Consider the following 16472-nt stretch of genomic DNA (forward strand, 5'->3'; position numbering starts at 1 on the left):
TGCCGACAGGTGTCAGTGGAAGTCGCGCGACTGCGTCGGGATCCTGAGCTCGAGCGACCGCATGCCGTCGGCCATGAGGTTGACGACGCCGTCGGCCCGCTCCACCGTTCCGCGCACGACGAGCGCGGGGCTGCGCAGCGCGGTCTGTCGGTAGCGCGCCCACAGACCCGGCGAGCAGATGACGTTGAGCAGGCCGGTCTCGTCCTCGAGCGACAGGAACGTGACCCCGCCCGCCGTCCCGGGGCGCTGCCGGTGCGTGACGACGCCGCCGACCTCGACCCGGGCACCGTTCTCGATCCCGCCCAGCGTCGCCACCGGCCGCACGCCCGCGGCGTCGAGACCGGGGCGCACGAACTCGGTCGGGTAGCGATCCGGTGACAGGCCGGTCGCCCAGACGTCCGCAGACGCGACCTCGAACGCGTCCATGCCGGGCAACGCCGGCGCGGCTACCCCCGACGCGGTGCCGCCCAGCACGTCCTGCACCACGGTTCCCTGACTCGTGAGGTGCACGCGGCCGCTCTCCCCCGCGAGCGCGCCGGCCGACCACAGCGCCTCCCGGCGTGACGTCCCGAAGCACCGCAGCGCGCCCGCCGTCGCGAGCGCCTCGAGCTGCGCCGCGGTGAGCCTGACCCGGCGTGCCAGGTCCTGCGCATCGGCGAACGGCGCCCGGTCGCGCTCGGTCACGATGCGCTCGGCGGTCTTCTCCCCGATGCCGCGGATCGGGGCGAGCCCGAGCCGCACGGCGAACCTCCGCCCCGAGGGGCCGCCGTCGGCGTCCTCGGCGTCCGCCGCCGGGTCGAGAGGGAGGGCGGGGTCGACGGCGGCCGCCCCGCGCGCGTCCGCCTTCCCCGCGTCGACGAGCCAGGTCTCGCTCGACTGCGTCGCACGTGGCACGAGGCCCACCGCGCCGTGGTCCGCCGCACCGTGCTCGACCAGCGCGTGCACCGCCGAGTCGGCGATGCTCGCCCGACGCACCACGACGCCGTGCCGCCGGGCGTCCGCCACCAGCGAGGCCGGCGAGTAGAACCCCATCGGCTGCGCGCCGAGGAGCCCGGCGAAGAACGCCTCCGGGTGGTGGATCTTGAGCCACGCGCTGGCGTAGACGAGGTAGGCGAACGAGAACGCGTGCGACTCCGGGAAGCCGAAGTCGGAGAACGCCTTGAGCTTGTCGTAGATCTGCTCCCCGACGTCCCGGGGGACGCCTCGGTCGGCCATCCCGGCGAGCAGGCGTTCGTGCAGGGCCTCCATCTTCTCGAGCGACCGTTTCGACCCCATCGCTCGGCGCAGCTGATCCGCCTCGGACCCGCTGAACCCGGCGACGTCGATCGCGATCTGCATGAGCTGCTCCTGGAACAGCGGGATCCCGAGCGTCTTCGACAACGCGCCCTCGAGTAGCGGGTGCAGGTACGTCACCTTCTCCTTCCCGTTGCGACGCCGGATGAACGGGTGCACGGAGTTGCCCTGGATCGGGCCGGGCCGGATGAGGGCGACCTCGACGACGATGTCGTAGAAGTTCCGTGGCTTCAGCCGAGGCAGCGTGGAGATCTGCGCGCGGGACTCGACCTGGAACACCCCGACCGTGTCGGCGGCGCACAGCAGCTCGTACACCTTCGGGTCCTCCTGCGGCAGCGAGTGCAGCGCCAGTCGCTCCCCGCTCGTCGCCTCCACCTGCTCGAACGCGAGCCGGAGGGCGGTGAGCATCCCCAGGCCGAGAAGGTCGAACTTCACCAGCCCGGCGTCGGCGCAGTCGTCCTTGTCCCACTGCAGCACGGTGCGGCCCGGCATGGTCGCCCACTCCACCGGGCACACCTCGATGACCGGCCGGTGGCACAGCACCATGCCGCCCGAGTGGATGCCGAGGTGCCGCGGGAGTCGAAGCATCTGCTCCGCGACGTCGAGCACGTGGTTCGGGATCTCGCCCATCTCACGGGCCGACGCCGGGGCGTGCCGAGGAGGCGCCGGGTCATGGGTGTCGACGCCCTTCTCGCGGATCTTCGGACCGGCGGCCGTGCCCGTGGCCCGCGAGGGGCTGCTCGAAGTGCTCGAGGTGCTCGTGGCGTTCGCCTTCACGGCCGGGTCGGGGTTGCCGGGATCCGGGCCGCGCAGCGTGCCCCAGCGCTCGATGCCCTTCGACCAGGCGTCCTGCTGACCGACGTCGTACCCGAACGCGCGCGCGGCGTCGCGCACGGCCGACCGCGGCCGGTAGGAGATGACGTTCGCGACCTGGGCGGCGTGCTCGCGCCCGTACCGGGTGTAGACGAACTGGATGACCTCCTCGCGCCGGCCCGACTCGATGTCGACGTCGATGTCCGGCGGGCCGGACCGCCCGTCGGAGAGGAACCGCTCGAACAGGAGCTTGTGCTGGACGGCGTCGACGGCGGTGATCCCGAGCGCGTAGCAGACGGCCGAGTTGGCCGCCGACCCCCGGCCCTGGCAGAGGATGCCCTGCTGCACGCAGAAGTCGACGATCTCGTGGACGATGAGGAAGTAGCCCGGGAAGCCGAGCCGCACGATGATGTCGAGCTCGCGATCGATGATCGCGTACGCGTCGGGCCGCTCGTCCCTGGTTCCGTAGCGGGTGCGCGCGCACCGCATCGTGAGCTCCCGCAACCAGGACGCCTCGTCGTACCCGGGAGGCACCGGGTGCGGCGGCAGCCGCGGGGCCACGAGGGTGAGGTCGAAGGCGCACTCCAGTCCGAGCTCGGCGGCCGTGCGGACGGCCTGCGGGTGCCGGGCGTGCCGGGCGAGCATCTCGTCCGCGCTGCGCAGGTGTGCCGGCGCCGGCGGCAGCCACCCGTCGATCTCCTCGAGCGAGCGCCGCGCCCGGACCGCGGCCAGGACGTCGACGAGCCGCCCCTCCCGCGGATGCGCGCAGTGCACGCCGCCGGTCGCGACCACGGGTAGTCCCGCTCGGGCGGCGAGGTCCGCGAGGGTGTCGCACCGCGCGGAGTCCGCTGGGGCGCCGAGGTCGGTGAGCTCGACCGCGACGTTGTCCCGCCCGAACAGCGCCACGAGCCGGTCGAGCTCCCGGGCTGCGGCCCGTTCGCCGTGCTCCGCGCCGGCGATGCTGCCTGCTCCGCCTGCTCCCCCGGCGCCGTCGGCTCCATCCGCTCCCCCGTCAAGGGCACGCCGGACGGCGCCCTTGCGGCAGCCGGTGAGCACGAGCCAGTCGCCCGCCGCCTGCTCCGCCAGCACCTCGAGCGGGTCCAGGCCCACGGCGTGCCCGTAGTCGCGCTCGCCCTTCTTCCCGGTGGCGAGGTGCGCTGTCGCGATCGCGCGCGAGAGCCGGTGGTACCCGGCCGGTCCGCGGGCGAGGACGACGAGGTGGGTCGCGTCCGGGTCCGGGACGCCGGTGGCGGGCGTGCGCTGGTCGAGGCTCAGCTCGGCGCCGAACACCGACCGCATCCCGAGCGCCCGGGCGGCCTCCGCGAAGCGGACGACGCCGTACAGGCCGTCGTGGTCTGTGATCGCCACGGCGTCCAGCTCGAGCCGCGCGGCCTCCGCCACGAGCGCCTCGGGTTGGCTCGCGCCGTCGAGGAAGCTGAACGCCGAGTGGGCGTGCAGCTCCGCGTACCGGGCACCGTCAGTCGTAGACACCCTCGACCCACCACCGACCGTCCCGGACGACCACGAGGACCCCCGGGGCGCCGTCGAGCAGGAGCTGCACGTACGCCCCCGACCGGGCGCCCGTCGTCTGCCACCAGCGTTCCCCGATCGGCCACGGTCCCGCCCACCCGGTGATCCGGTAGCTGCCCGACCGCATCCGCCGGCTCTGCCCCCGGCCAGAGGTGCGGGCGGCGTCCTCGCCGTCCTCGGGAAGGATCCGGAGCAGGGCGGGGACGACGCCGGCCGGCACCAGGGTGCCGCGCCCGCCGACCGTGACCGGGCCGCCGTCGGCCGCCGTCAGCTCGGCCCGCCACGGCACATCAGGCACCGTCGCGGGAAGCGGTCGCGGGATCCGGCCCGGCCACGGCGCCTCCGGCGGGCGCAGCCCCACCGCCTCGTCCCCCCAGGCGACGAGGCGGACCTGGTCGCGCGGCGAGCGCCCGCCCTCGAGCACCGGGGTGAGCACCTGCGACGAGCCGAGGAGACCCTGGACGCGCAGCGCGGCGCGACCCGCCTGCTGCTCCCCCCGGCTACGCCGCCCCCAGAGGCCGTCCTGCGCCGTCCCGGCCGGGGTCACCTCCTCGGCCACGAGCTCGAGCCGCACCAGCGGGGCGCTCGGCGCCTGGCCGCTGCGCCCGTTGAGCCACCCCTCGAGCTGCCACCGGACCCGGTCGGTGAGCTCTGTCGCCGTCGCCGCGCCGTCGATCCGCCACGTGCGGACGAGCTCGGAACCGCCCTCCGTACGCGCCAGGACCCGGAGCCGGGCGCAGACCGCACCCCGGCGCAGCAACCGGTTCTGCAGGTCCTCCGCGAGACGGCGGGCCGCGAACGCGGCCGTGTCCAACCGGGCCGCGGGCGGGTCGAGGTCGGCCCGCACGGTGACGTCCGGCTCCGGCCGGCGGACCGACACCGGCCGGGCGTCCAGCCCGCGGGCGAGGCGATAGCCCTGGGTCCCGACGTCGCCGAAGCGCGCGAGGACATCACCAGCACGCAGCCGGGCGAACGCCCCGAGCGTGCCGATGCCGAGGCGGCGCAGGAGGTCGGACAGGTCCGCGAGGCGGGCGTGGGACTCGCGCGTGGTCGCCACGTGCAGCAGATCGCGGACCGGACGGCCCGCCAGGTACTCGGCGGAGGTGCCCGGCGGGACGATCAGACCGTCCCGGGCTGCGAGCAGGGCGGCGAGGAGACCGTCGGCCACGCCCACCTGGCACTCGGTACCGGCCTCGTCGGCCACCGTGCCGACGAGCAGCTCGGCCAGTGCCTCCTCGGTGCCGACGTACCGGCTCGGACCGCCGGCGGCGAGCACGACCAGCCCGGGGCGGCTGACCTCCACCCCAGCGACCACTCCCTCGACGGCCTGGACCACCGGCTCGAACGCCCGCACGTCACGACCCTCGTCCATCGCGACGAGCTCGAGATCGGGACACAGCCCCTGCGCGGTCCGTCGGCGCATCCCCCGACGGACACCCTGGCTGCGCGCACGGGCGTCCACGGCCGTGAGGACCCGGGAGTCGTGCACAGCGATCGGCGCGTGTGCCGGCGCGGCGCCGGAGAGCACCGCCGCCGCGACGGGCCAGTCCGGGACCCACAGCACCGCCAGGCGGGGGGCCAGCTCAGCTGTTCGCGCCGCCGTCCTCCGGCGCTCCGTCAGGGCGCTCATCGTCATCCCGCCCGCTCCAGCAGCGCGGCATCGCCGACGACGCCGTCCCGCACGTCCTCGAGCCGGCGTGGGGTGAGGTGGTGGGGACGCAGGGACGTCGTCGCCCCGGCGGCGCGCATCTCCACCTCGACCACCCGCCGAGCACCGACACCACGGCCGGTGGCCTCGACGACGAGGCGCTCGGTGTGGAGCACCCCGTGCCCCGACCCGATCCCCGACCAGGAGCTCTCGCTGACCTCGAGGGTCAGCTCCGCCCCCGGCCACGGCGCGGAGCTGAGCAGCACCCCGCCCCGATGGCGGACCCGGGCGGACAGCGACCGGCGGTCGGCGCTGCTCAGTGCCCGGCACGGACCGACGCACACCACGTCGAACCCGTCCACGAGCGCACCGAGCACCCCCGGCGCGTCGGGACCGGGGCGCGGGACCACCGCCACGCGATCCAGGGCGATGCCCGCCTCCGCGGCCGCCGCGAGACCGAGGTCGCCGCGGGCGACGAACGCACACCAGGCGCCGTCGGCCATGAGAGCCGCGGCGAGGTGCAGCTCGAGCGAGGACGACCCCGTCAGCACGGTCGTGGTGCCCCGCCGCATCGCGCCGAACGGGAAGAGGCCGGTCAGCGCGTCGGGGACGTCGAGGAACCGGTCGTCGGTGGGGGCGACCGCCGGCGGCGCGCTCCGGGCCGGAGACGGGGTGGGGCTCCGCGGTGCCTCCGGCTCGAGTGCCGCCTGCCCGACGACGCCGGTCGAGGCAGGCGCTGACGTGGCAGGCACCGGGGCGACGGCGAGCCGTGGCGCGGGCGCAGACGTCCCGTTCTCGCGCACGGCCATCGCGGTGCGGACCGACCATGCCCCACCGCGAACTCCCGCGGCGGTCTCGGCCGCCATGAGGGCGTTCCTGGCGCGAGCGATCCGGCCCTCGGCGTCGCCACGCGCCGGGCGATCGATCGTGGTGGACATGCCTCTCCTTCCCACCGACGCGCTGCTGGAACGTCGGTCGAACAGTTGTTCGACCTCATGTCTAGTAGACGCCTCCGACATCGCGGTGTCAACGCCGGATGCCGCACGCCGCCTCGCCACGCCGGGCGACGCCGTCGCGCCCAGCGCCCGCCCGTCGTAGGTTGAGCGAGCCACACCCGTGAACCCGACGGACCGGAGCACCATGAACTTCGACCGCCCGCTAGCCCCCGCCCCCTACGACCTCCTCCCGCCGGTCCCCGCCTTCACGCTCGAGAGCGACGACATCGCGGACGGCCAGCCGCTCGCCGACACCTTCGCAGCGGGCGGCGACAACGAGTCCCCTCACCTGCGCTGGTCGGGCTTCCCGGCCACCACGCAGAGCTTCGTCCTCAGCTGCTTCGACCCGGACGCCCCGACGCCGGCGGGCTACTGGCACTGGACGGTGGTCGACCTCGGCGCGGAGACCACGGAGCTCGAGCGCGGCGCCGGTGCGAGTGACCTCATGCTGCCCGGCGCGGCCTTCCACGTCCGCAACGACGGCGGCGGTCACGAGTACGCCGGCGCGGCACCGCCGACGGGCGACCGTGCCCACCGGTACGTCTTCGCCGTGCACGCGCTCGACGTCGACACCCTCGACCTCGAGCCGGAGCACACGCCGACGGCGGTGGCGTTCCACGCCGTCTTCCACACGGTCGGCCGCGCCCTCCTGACGGCCACCTACCAGCGGTAGTCCCGAGGTGAACGCGGCGAGGACGCCACCGCCGCTCGGCACGCTCGCCTGGGAACCCGCCCTGGGGCGCGCGGACCTGCTCGCGGTGCCGGTCCGCGACGCGCTCGAGCAGTGGGCGACCACCGAGGCGGGCGTTGCCGACGCCGTGCTCGTGGCACCGATCGATCCGGTCCATGCGGACACGGCGGCGATGACCGCTGCCTACGGGCTCGAGCTCGAGGCGTCCGGGAACTGCGTGCTCGTGGCCGGACGCCGTGGCGGGGACGAGCGCCTCGCGGCCGCGATCGTGCGCGCGACGACCCGCGCGGACGTCAACAACGTGATCCGCCGGCTCCTCGACGTCCGCAAGGCGTCGTTCCTGGCGACCGAGCGCGCGGTGGCGGACTCCGGCATGGAGTACGGCGGGATCACCCCGCTCGGCCTGCCGGAGAGCTACCGCGTCCTGCTCGACGCGCGGGTCGCCGTCGGCCCCGTCATCGTCGGCAGCGGGTTGCGCACGTCGAAGCTCCTGCTGCCCGGCGAGCTGCTCGCTGCCTGGTCGCGCGCGGAGGTCGTCGACGGGCTCGCGCTCCCCTGAGGCGCGTGTTCCCCGAGGTACGAGGTGAGGTCCGCCCGTGAGACTCAGCCCTCGGCGCGGCCGATCCGCCAGTAGCCCATGAACGCCACCTGCGACTTGTCCACCCCGAGGACGCGGACCAGGTGGCGGCGCAGCGTCTTGATCGCTCCGGCCTCACCGGCGAGCCACGCGTAGAGACCCGCACCGGCGGCGTCGCCGTCGGACACCGGCACCTCCCACAGGATCTCGGCGTCGACGTCGACGTCGGCCGGCTCGCTCGCATCCGCGAGCGAGGGCGACGGCGTGGTCGCCAGGAGCGCGGCTGCCGCGGCCTGCACCGCCGCCACGAGGCGCTCGCCATGGGGCGCCGACTCGCGCACCACCCAGGTGACGCGGACGCCGTCGGGCGCCACGAGGTCGAGCACGTCACCGGCCGAGGGCACCTCGAGGACGGCGTCGCCGACGCTCCCCGGGTCGGTCAGCGTGAGGTCCTCGAGGATGCGCGCGACGGCCGGCAGCGCCGTCTCGTCGCCAGCGACGAGGAACGACGTCGCCCCCGCGTGCGGTGCGAACTCGAGCCCGTGGTACGGCCCGGGGTGGTCGGCGTTCGGCCCGAGCAGCACCACCTCGTCGCCGACGCTCGCCTGGGTCGCCCACGCCGAGGCGGGCCCGCCGTCGCCGTGCAGCACGAAGTCAATGTCCACCTCGCCCACCTCCGGGCGGACGAGACGCGTGGTGTACGTGCGGATCGGGTTCCTCTGCGACTCCTCGAGCGTGCGCCACGTCGCGTACCAGTCGGACGACCGGTCGAGGTGCACGAACCGGGAGTCGGGCAGCGGGAGGATCACCTTGATCCGGGTGTCGAGGCCGGGGTCGGCGAACCGGTCGAGGTCGACGCCCGCGAAGGTCACGCGGAGCAGGCTGTGCCCGAGCCGCTCGAGACGGCGCACACGGACGTCGAACATCCGGTACGGGCTGGCCACGGCGGTCGTCGTCATGCGCCCAGCGTAGGGCAGCCTAACCTCAGGTGGCATCCCCCTGTGGTGCGGATCACGTCGCCTCCCGGCCGCGTGCCCGCCACAGCAGCCACACGAAGTACGGCGCACCGAGGAGCGCGACGAGCAGGCCTGCCGGCACCTGCGCCGGGGCGATCACCGTCCGCCCCGCGGTGTCCGCGAGACTCACCAGCACGGCGCCCAGCAGGGCGGCGATCCCGATGACCCTCACGTGCCGGGCGCCGACGAGCGCCCGCGCCGCGTGCGGGGCGACCAGGCCGACGAAGCCGATCGGGCCGACGGCGGTCACCGCCGCCGCCGTCAGCAGCGCGGCCGCGGTGAGGAAGACGAGCCGGACACGGGACAGCCGCAGGCCGAGCACCCGTGGGGCGTCGTCGTCGAGCGTCACCAGGTCGAGCTCGCGCCGGCCCGCGAACGCGAGAGGCACGACGAGCACGAGAGCGATGACGACGACCCACACGTTCGCCGTCGTGCGCCCGTACGTGGTCCCGGACATCCAGGTCAGCGCGTACGCGACGTTGTACGGGCTCGTCGCGATGATGACGAGCGTGGTCAGCGCCGTCGCCCCCGCGCTGACCCCGACGCCGACCAGCACCACCCGGTCGGAGTGGAGCCCGCCGCGCGCCGAGAGTGCGTACACGAGCCCGAACGCCACCAGGGCACCGAGCCCGGCGCCGACCGACACGAACCAGGTCGCGGCGACCGGCACGAGGGAGAGCACGATGACGGCCCCGAAGCTCGCCCCGCCCGTGATCCCGAGCAGTCCGGGATCCGCGAGCGGGTTGCGCGCGACCGCCTGGACCATGGTGCCGGCGACGGCGAGCGCGGCGCCGCCCAGGAGCGCCACGAGAACACGGGGGACGCGTTCCGTCATCACCGCCGTGACCACGCGGCCGGACTGCCCGGAGAGCCAGTTCGCGACGTCGCCGAGCAGGAGCTTGTGGTCGCCCAGGAGCACGCCCGCGACCGCTGCGGCGACGACGCACACGAGAAGGACGCCGGCCACGCCCCAGGCCCAGCGCACCGTCCGCAGGCGCGCCCCGATCCCCGCAGCGACCGGGGATCCCGAGTCCCGCAGGCGCCGGGCGAGGACGACGAGGATGATCGCCCCGAGGATCGACGTGACGACGCCGGTCGGCACGAGGACGCCGCCCTGGCCACCCATCGGGATGCGGATGAGGACGTCGGCGCCGATGACGACGCCGACGCCGGTCAGCGCCGCGAGCGGGATGAGCGCCGCGTGGTGGTGCATCCCCGGCACGAGCCGCGCCAGGAGACGGGCGATGACGGGCGCCGCGAGGCCCACGAAGCCGATCGGCCCGGCGACGCTCACGGCCGACGCGGCCAGCAGCACGGCGACCACGATCACTCCGGCCCGCGTCCGGCGCACGTCCACGCCCAGGACGCGAGCGGCGTCGTCCCCGAGCGCGAGCAGGTCGAGCCGCCGGCTGTACAGCAGGAGGAGCGCGACGCCGACGAGCGCGACCGGCGCGATCCGCAGCACGTTCTCCGCGCCGGACTGCACGATCGAGCCCGCTCCCCACGCGAAGAGCCCGGTCGTCTCCTGCGCCCGCAGGATGAGCAGCAGCGACGTGACCGAGGACAGCGCCAGCGTGATCGCCGACCCCGCCAGCACCAGGCGCGTGGGACCGGCGGCCCCGGCGCGCGAGAGCGTCAGCACGAGCGCCGCGGCGGCGAGCCCGCCGAGGAACGCCAGCGTCCACGCGACCGGCAGCGGAACCACGAGGCCGAACGCGGCGACGGCGACGACGGCGAAGTAGCCGCCGGCGTTGACGCCGAGCGTGTCGGGTGACGCCAGCGGGTTGCGGGCCACGGACTGCAGCGCCGAGCCCGCCGCGCCGAGCACGACGCCGACGATGACGCCGGCGCCGAGCCTCGGGAGTCGCGACGCGACGAGGACGGCGGCGTCCGTGTCGTCCAGCCCCGTGAACAACGCCATGAGCAGGTCGAACGCACCGAGGTCGGAGGTTCCCTGCGTGACGTGCACGGCGCAGAGCAGGGCGACGAGCGCGCCGGTCAGCGTGTACACGCCGACCATCCCGAGGGAACGCCGCACGCGGTGCGGCTGGCCCGTCGGGTCCGGGAGCGCGATCGCTGCCGGGTCGTCGACGTCGGACGACGACCCGGCCGCGGATGCGGACATCGATGACACGGCCGGGCTCACGCCCGGGAGGTCGTGCTCACGACGTGAGCGCGGTCACGGTGGCGTCGATGAACGCCTCTGCGGACGCGGTCCCGCCGAACTGCCAGATCCCGTCGGGCAGCCGGTAGACCTGACCGGACTCGACGAACGGCAGTCCCGTCCACACCGGGTTCGTCCCGAGGCCGTCGACGAACGGGTCGCCCCCGTCCGTGTCGTTCGCGAGGTAGACGAAGTGCGTGTCGTCCGGCAGCGCGAGGAGACCCTCGACGTCGGTCGCGGCGAGCCCGTAGTCGGGATCGCCTTCGCCTTCCCAGCCGTTGACGAGGCCGAGCTCGCCCGCGACGGCGCCGAGCATCGAGCCGGTCGTGAACATGCGGACCGAGACCACGCCGGCGTCGTTCCAGCCGTCGGCCATGGTGAACGTCGCGCCGTCGAGGCCAGCGTCCGCGAGTGCGGCGGCGCCGTCCTCGAGGGCAGTCTGGAAGCCGGACCACAGCTCGTCGGCCTGCTCCTGGGTGCCCGTTGCCTGACCCAGGAGGTCAAGCGTCCGCTCCATGTGGCCGAGCGGGTCCTCGGCGTTCGACCCGCGCAGCGCGAGGACGGGGACGCTCGTGGCGATCTGGTCGATGACCGTCTCGGGGAGGTCGGTCGTGGTCACGACGAGGTCGGCGTCGAGGCCGACGATCGAGTCCACGCTCGGCTCGCCGCGGCCGCCGACGTCGGTGACGCCCTCGGGAAGCGGCACGATCGTGTCCCAGGCCTCGTAGCCGGCGTTGTCGGCGTTCCCGACGGGCGTGACGCCGAGGGACAGCAGGTGCTCCGTCAGCCCCCACTCGAGGGAGACGACGTCGACCGCCGGTGCGTCGAGCGTGATCTCCTCCCCGCGGTCGTCGACGATCGTGACGGGACCCGACGCCGCGGCGTCCGTCTCGGGCGTGGTGGCGTCGTCGGCGGGTGCCTCGGTCGTCCCGCAGGCCGCGAGCAGCAGAACGGCGGCGGCCGCGGGCAGGGCGAAGAGTCGTCGGTTCATGTCGGGTGTGCTTTCGGTGAGGGTGCCGGGCCGTGGCCCGAGGGGGTCAGACGGTGGCGAGCGCCGGGCGCGCACGGTGCGTGTGCCGGCCGACCGGCCGGGTCCGCAGGCGCCCGCTGACGTGGTCGACCTCGACCTCCACCTGGATGCCGTAGCAGGTGCTGAGGGCGTCCGCCGTGAAGACGTCGCCCGGTGCGCCGTGCGCGACGATCCGGCCGGAGGCCAGCAGCGCGACGTCGTCGGCGACCGCGGCAGCCTGGTCGAGGTCGTGCAGGACGACGCCGACCGCCACGTCGTGGGCGTCGGCGAGATCCCGCACGATGTCGAGGATCTCGACCTGGTAGCGCAGGTCGAGGTACGTGGTCGGCTCGTCGAGGAGCAGGACGTCGGTGCGCTGCGCGAGGCACGAGGCCAACCACACGCGCTGACGCTCGCCGCCGGAGAGCTCGTCGACGGGGCGCCCGGCCATCGCGTCGACGCCCGTCGTGGACATCGCCCAGGTGACGACGTCGTCGCCCTCGGTGTCCGTGTTCCGCCACCGGCCGCGGTAAGGGTGCCGGCCGTACGCGACGACCTCGCGCACGCTCACGCCACCCGGGGTCGAACGCGACTGGGACAGCAGGGTCACGCGTCGCGCGAACTCCTTGGGCGTGAGGGCGAACGCGTCCTCGTCGCCGAGCGTGACGGTCCCGCCGGAGGCGGGATGGAGCCGGGCGAGCGACCGCAGCAGCGTCGACTTCCCGCTACCGTTCGGTCCGACGAGCGCGAGCACGCGACCGCGCTGCAGGTCGAGCGTCGCACCCCGCACCACGCACCGGTCGTCGTAGCACAGCTCGAGGTTCGCCCCGCAGAGGGTCGCCCGTGGGGGCGTCGTCGCGGGCACGCTCTCGGTCGTCACACCGTGAGGATAGCCTCACCTTTCCCGTACGCGGAATCCCCCGGCACGAGACGCGCGTCACACGCGGGCGTCCGGCGGCGTCGGGTGAGCCGTGGCGCGGCGCGGCACGGTGCGGCTGCGAAGATGGACGACGGCAGCTACCGCGCGCCGCTGATCCCGACCCAGGGCTGAGCCGGCGACGAACCCGAGGAGCGTGACGTGACGGCATCACGCTCGGCTGTCTGGACCGTGCCGAACCTGCTGTCGTTCGCCCGGCTCGCCCTCCTGCCGGTCTTCGCCTGGCTGCTGCTGACCGACCGTACCGGTGCGGCGATCGTCGTTCTCGCCGTCCTCGGCTCCACGGACTGGCTCGACGGCTACCTCGCGCGGCGGCTCGGGCAGGTGACGCTGCTCGGCGAGCGGCTCGATCCGCTCGCCGACCGCATCAGCGTCATCGTCGTCGGCCTCACCCTCGCGTGGGCGGGGTTGCTGCCGTGGCTCGTGCTCGCCGTCATCGTGGCCGTCGACGCCACTCTCCTCGTGCTCGCGTGGGCGTGGTTCCGCGGCTCACCCGATCTCCCCGTGACCCGCGTCGGCAAGCTGCGCACGCTGTTGCTGCTGCTCGCGCTGCCGATGCTCCTGCTCGCCGACGCCGTCGCTGCGTTGGCCTGGTTGCGCCCGGTCGGCCTGGTGCTGGCCGTGCTCGGCGCCCTCGGGCACGTGCTGGCCGGTGTGGGGTACGCCCGCGGGATGGCCCGGTCGCGCCGCCTCTGACCGGGCCAGGGGTTCTCACATCATGGGACCCGGCACGACGTCCCGAGCGCGGCACCCGCCCCTGAATAGGGTCGGCGTCGTTCCCGCCCCGTCACGAGGAGCCGTCCCATGGCCACGTCGCACCTCCACGCCGCTCTCCAGCTCGGCCGCGCGGGGTCCCTGTGTCCGACGAAGGCCCGGCTCCGACCCCTCGGCTTCGAGCCGGTCGAGTGACCGCCGAGATCGTTCGACCGGACACGGCACGGTCGAACGGGAGCGAGCACGACGCCGTCGACGCTGCGGCGTTCAAGGCCCTCTTCCGCCGGCACCCCGCGGGCGTCGCCGTCGTCACGTTCGCCGACTCCACCGCCGGCGGCTCTCGCCCGGTCGGGTTCACGGCGACGTCGGTCATCTCCGTCTCGGCGTCGCCGGCGGTGCTCGCGTTCGTCGTCGCCTCCGCCTCGTCGTCCTGGCCGGGCCTGTCCCGCGCGGGGACCGCCGTCGTCAACCTCCTCGCCCACAGCCACTCGGACCTGTCCACCAGGTTCGCGACACCGGGCATCGACCGGTTCGCCGGCGTCGACTGGGAGGACCTGCCGTCGGGCGAGCCGCACCTCCTCGGGGCGGCGTCGTGGGCGCGGGTCGCTATCGCGGAGCGGCACCCCGCCGGCGACAGCTTCCTCGTCGTCGCGCCGGTGATCGAGGTTCACGCCTCTTCCGACCACGACCCGCTCGTCTTCCTCGACCGCAGGTACCACCGGCTCGGCGAGCACGGCCACCCCTGACGCGAGACGCGCCGCTGCGGGGCCACCCTCAGCCGACGGCGATGGCCTCGATCTCCACGAGTAGCGCGGGGTCCGCGAGCTGCGCGACGACGAGGAGCGTCGCGGCGGGACGCTCGGCGGGGAGCGACGCGGCAGTCGCCTCGATGAACGGCTCGATGTGGGCCGGATCGGTCAGGTAGACCGTGTACTTCGCGATCGCGTCGATGCCGAGGCCGCCCTCTGCCAGCACGGCCGCGAGGTTCGCGATCGCGAGCCTCGCCTGCTCCGCGACGCCGTCGCCCGGCGCGCCGTCGGGGCCGACGCCGACCTGCCCCGACACGTACACCGTGCGCTGCGCGTCGGTCACGAGCGCACCCTGGCTGTAGAACGGCGATCTGGCGAGACCTTCGGGGTCGAGCGTGGTGATCATCGTGCCTCCTCGTTCGGTGTGAGGCGCCCACCGTGTCACCCGGCGCCGACAACGGCCGTCGGCCGCCGCGCGCTGCGCACCGTCACCGTCGCAGGGCGACCCGCGCGAGCGTGTTCCCCAGCCACTGGGCCAGCTGCACGACGACGACCATGACGACGACGACGATCGCCGTCACGCCCCAGTCGTACTGCCGGTATCCGTACACGATCGCGAAGTCGCCCAGACCCCCGCCGCCGACGTACCCGGCCATCGCCGACATGTCGAGCACGCCCACGAACAGGAACGTGTAGCCCAGGATGAGCGGGGCGAGCGCCTCGGGGATCAGGATCGTGCGGATGATGCGCCACGGCGACGCGCCCATCGCGCGGGCGGCCTCGACGACCCCCGGATCGATCGCCACCAGGTTCTGCTCCACGAGGCGCGCGAACACGAAGCCCGCCATGAGACTCATCGCGAACGTCGCCGGCTCCGTGCCGATCGTCGTCCCGACGACGTTCAGCGTGAGCGGCCCGATCGCCACCAGGAAGATGAGGAACGGGATCGGCCGCACGATGTTGACGGCGAGGTTGAGGACGGCGAAGACCCCGCGGTTGGACAGGAGGTTCCCGCGCCGCGTGACGTACAGCCCGATCCCGATCGCGAGCCCGAGGATCCCGCCGGCGAGCATCGTCCAGCCGACCATGTACAGCGTCTGCTGGACGGCCAGGAGGAAGGTGTCGCCGAGACGATTCCAGTCCATCAGGGCACCTCACGGGGTCCAGGTCGAGAAGGAGGCGCTCGTGGCGTCCGGCGGCTCCATCCGTGGGCCGTCCACAGGGCGTGTGTCCTCGCGGTCGGCGTCTGCGACGTCGAGCGTCGGCGGATCGAGCGGGGCGGCGGCCGTGCCGAGGTCGACGACCGTCGTCGTGCGGGCGAGCGCGGCGAGGAACGCCGCGACGGCGCCGTCGGCACCTGTCAGCTCGAGCGTGAGCGACCCGAACGGCCGCTCCGCGACCTCCGAGATGCCGCCGAAGATGATCGTGCCCGCGACGTCGTGCTCCCGGAGCAGCCGCGTGATCTCGGTGGTGACCCCGCCGTCCTCGCGCACGCCGACGGTGACGAGCCGCCCCGGGTGCCGGTGGCGCAGGCGCGCGAGGATCTCCGGCGTCGGCCGGTCGCGCAGCGACGCGCCGACGAAGCGCCGGGTGGCGGGGTGCTCGGGCGCGGCGAACACGCGGTACACGTCGCCCACCTCGACCACCCGGCCGTGCTCCATGACGGCGACGCGCGAGCAGATCGAGCGGACGACGTCCATCTCGTGCGTGATGACGACGATCGTGATCCCCAGCTCCGCGTTGACCCGACGCAGCAGCGCGAGCACCTCCGCCGTCGTCTCCGGGTCCAGGGCGCTCGTGGCCTCGTCCGCGAGCAGGATCGCCGGCGACGTCGCGAGCGCCCGAGCGATCCCGACCCGCTGCTTCTGACCGCCCGAGAGCTTCGCGGGATAGGTCCTGGCCTTGTCCGCGATGCCGACGAACTCGAGCAGCTCCCGCACGCGGGCGGCGCGCTTCTCGCGCGGCCACCCGGCCACCTTGAGCGGGTACGCGACGTTGCCCGCCACGGTCCGGGAGCTCAGCAGGTTGAACTGCTGGAACACCATGCCGATGCGCTCCCGGACGGCGCGGAGGCGTCGCTCCGGCAGGGCGGTGACCTCCTCGCCGGCGACGACGATCCGCCCCGTCGTCGCCGTCTCCAGCGCGTTCACGAGCCTCACCAGCGTGCTCTTGCCGGCGCCCGAGTAGCCGATGACGCCGAAGATCTCCCCCGCGCCGACGCTCAGCGACACGTCGTCGACGGCGCGCACGTCGCCGTCACGCGCGGGGAAGACCTTCGTGACGCCGTCGAACGTGATGATGGGCGCCCCAGGCGCCGACGCCTCCGCCGTCATCGC

14 protein-coding genes are annotated in these 16472 nt (G+C 74.2%); 4 read left to right on the top strand and 10 right to left on the bottom strand.

Going from position 1 to position 16472, the window contains the following annotated elements:
- Window positions 1-12 precede the first annotated feature (12 nt).
- From BCAV_RS11515 to BCAV_RS22520, 3 genes are read right to left on the bottom strand one after another with little or no spacing between them, the layout of a single operon-like run.
- The gene (locus tag BCAV_RS11515) at window positions 13-3597 is read right to left on the bottom strand and encodes an error-prone DNA polymerase (RefSeq protein WP_015882778.1); all 3585 of its coding nucleotides are present in this window, start codon (window positions 3595-3597) and stop codon (window positions 13-15) included.
- Window positions 3584-5266, bottom strand: coding sequence for a Y-family DNA polymerase (locus BCAV_RS11520; RefSeq protein ID WP_083770167.1), 1683 nt, complete (start codon window positions 5264-5266; stop codon window positions 3584-3586). Before BCAV_RS11520 ends, BCAV_RS11515 begins: the two co-directional genes overlap by 14 nt.
- A gap of 2 nt (window positions 5267-5268) precedes the next feature.
- Window positions 5269-6222 carry a hypothetical protein gene (locus tag BCAV_RS22520; RefSeq protein WP_015882780.1) on the bottom strand — a complete coding sequence of 318 codons (954 nt, stop codon included), beginning with the start codon at window positions 6220-6222 and terminating at the stop codon, window positions 5269-5271.
- Between the two features lie 202 nt (window positions 6223-6424).
- Here BCAV_RS22520 and BCAV_RS11530 point away from each other — a divergent pair, with 202 nt between their 5' ends.
- Window positions 6425-6952: a YbhB/YbcL family Raf kinase inhibitor-like protein gene (locus BCAV_RS11530; protein ID WP_015882781.1), complete on the top strand. Its 528-nt coding sequence runs from the start codon at window positions 6425-6427 to the stop codon at window positions 6950-6952.
- A 7-nt stretch (window positions 6953-6959) separates the two neighbouring features.
- Window positions 6960-7529, top strand: a complete 570-nt coding sequence (locus BCAV_RS11535) for a YbaK/EbsC family protein (protein WP_015882782.1) — start codon at window positions 6960-6962, stop codon at window positions 7527-7529.
- Between the two features lie 44 nt (window positions 7530-7573).
- Here BCAV_RS11535 and BCAV_RS11540 read toward each other — a convergent pair whose 3' ends face one another.
- The 4 genes from BCAV_RS11540 to BCAV_RS11555 are packed head-to-tail and all read right to left on the bottom strand — an operon-like array spanning window position 7574 to window position 12616.
- Window positions 7574-8506: a siderophore-interacting protein gene (locus tag BCAV_RS11540; RefSeq protein WP_015882783.1), complete on the bottom strand. Its 933-nt coding sequence runs from the start codon at window positions 8504-8506 to the stop codon at window positions 7574-7576.
- Between the two features lie 52 nt (window positions 8507-8558).
- Window positions 8559-10688 (bottom strand): iron ABC transporter permease, encoded by a 2130-nt coding sequence (locus BCAV_RS11545; RefSeq protein WP_015882784.1) that lies wholly within the window; start codon window positions 10686-10688, stop codon window positions 8559-8561.
- A 37-nt stretch (window positions 10689-10725) separates the two neighbouring features.
- Entirely contained in the window at window positions 10726-11718 is a 993-nt protein-coding gene (locus tag BCAV_RS11550) for an ABC transporter substrate-binding protein (RefSeq protein ID WP_015882785.1), read from the bottom strand.
- Window positions 11719-11764: 46 nt separating this feature from the next.
- Entirely contained in the window at window positions 11765-12616 is an 852-nt protein-coding gene (locus BCAV_RS11555; RefSeq protein WP_015882786.1) for an ABC transporter ATP-binding protein, read from the bottom strand.
- Window positions 12617-12814: 198 nt separating this feature from the next.
- On the opposite strand from BCAV_RS11555, the gene BCAV_RS11560 reads away from it, so the two are divergent.
- A complete protein-coding gene (locus BCAV_RS11560) occupies window positions 12815-13369 on the top strand; it encodes a CDP-alcohol phosphatidyltransferase family protein (RefSeq protein WP_015882787.1) in 555 nt (184 codons plus the stop codon).
- 209 nt (window positions 13370-13578) lie between these two features.
- The gene (locus BCAV_RS11565; RefSeq protein WP_015882789.1) at window positions 13579-14133 is read left to right on the top strand and encodes a flavin reductase family protein; all 555 of its coding nucleotides are present in this window, start codon (window positions 13579-13581) and stop codon (window positions 14131-14133) included.
- A 28-nt stretch (window positions 14134-14161) separates the two neighbouring features.
- Here the strand turns inward: BCAV_RS11565 and BCAV_RS11570 are convergent, their stop codons facing one another.
- The 3 genes from BCAV_RS11570 to BCAV_RS11580 all read right to left on the bottom strand — a co-directional run bounded on the left by BCAV_RS11570 (window position 14162) and on the right by BCAV_RS11580 (window position 16469).
- Complete coding sequence (locus BCAV_RS11570) at window positions 14162-14542, bottom strand: RidA family protein (protein ID WP_015882790.1); 381 nt, start codon at window positions 14540-14542, stop codon at window positions 14162-14164.
- An 82-nt stretch (window positions 14543-14624) separates the two neighbouring features.
- A complete protein-coding gene (locus tag BCAV_RS11575; RefSeq protein WP_015882791.1) occupies window positions 14625-15281 on the bottom strand; it encodes a methionine ABC transporter permease in 657 nt (218 codons plus the stop codon).
- Window positions 15282-15290: 9 nt separating this feature from the next.
- Window positions 15291-16469: a methionine ABC transporter ATP-binding protein gene (locus tag BCAV_RS11580; protein WP_015882792.1), complete on the bottom strand. Its 1179-nt coding sequence runs from the start codon at window positions 16467-16469 to the stop codon at window positions 15291-15293.
- Window positions 16470-16472 lie beyond the last annotated feature (3 nt).

It is taken from the genome of Beutenbergia cavernae DSM 12333 (assembly GCF_000023105.1).
Taxonomy (GTDB): domain Bacteria; phylum Actinomycetota; class Actinomycetes; order Actinomycetales; family Beutenbergiaceae; genus Beutenbergia; species Beutenbergia cavernae.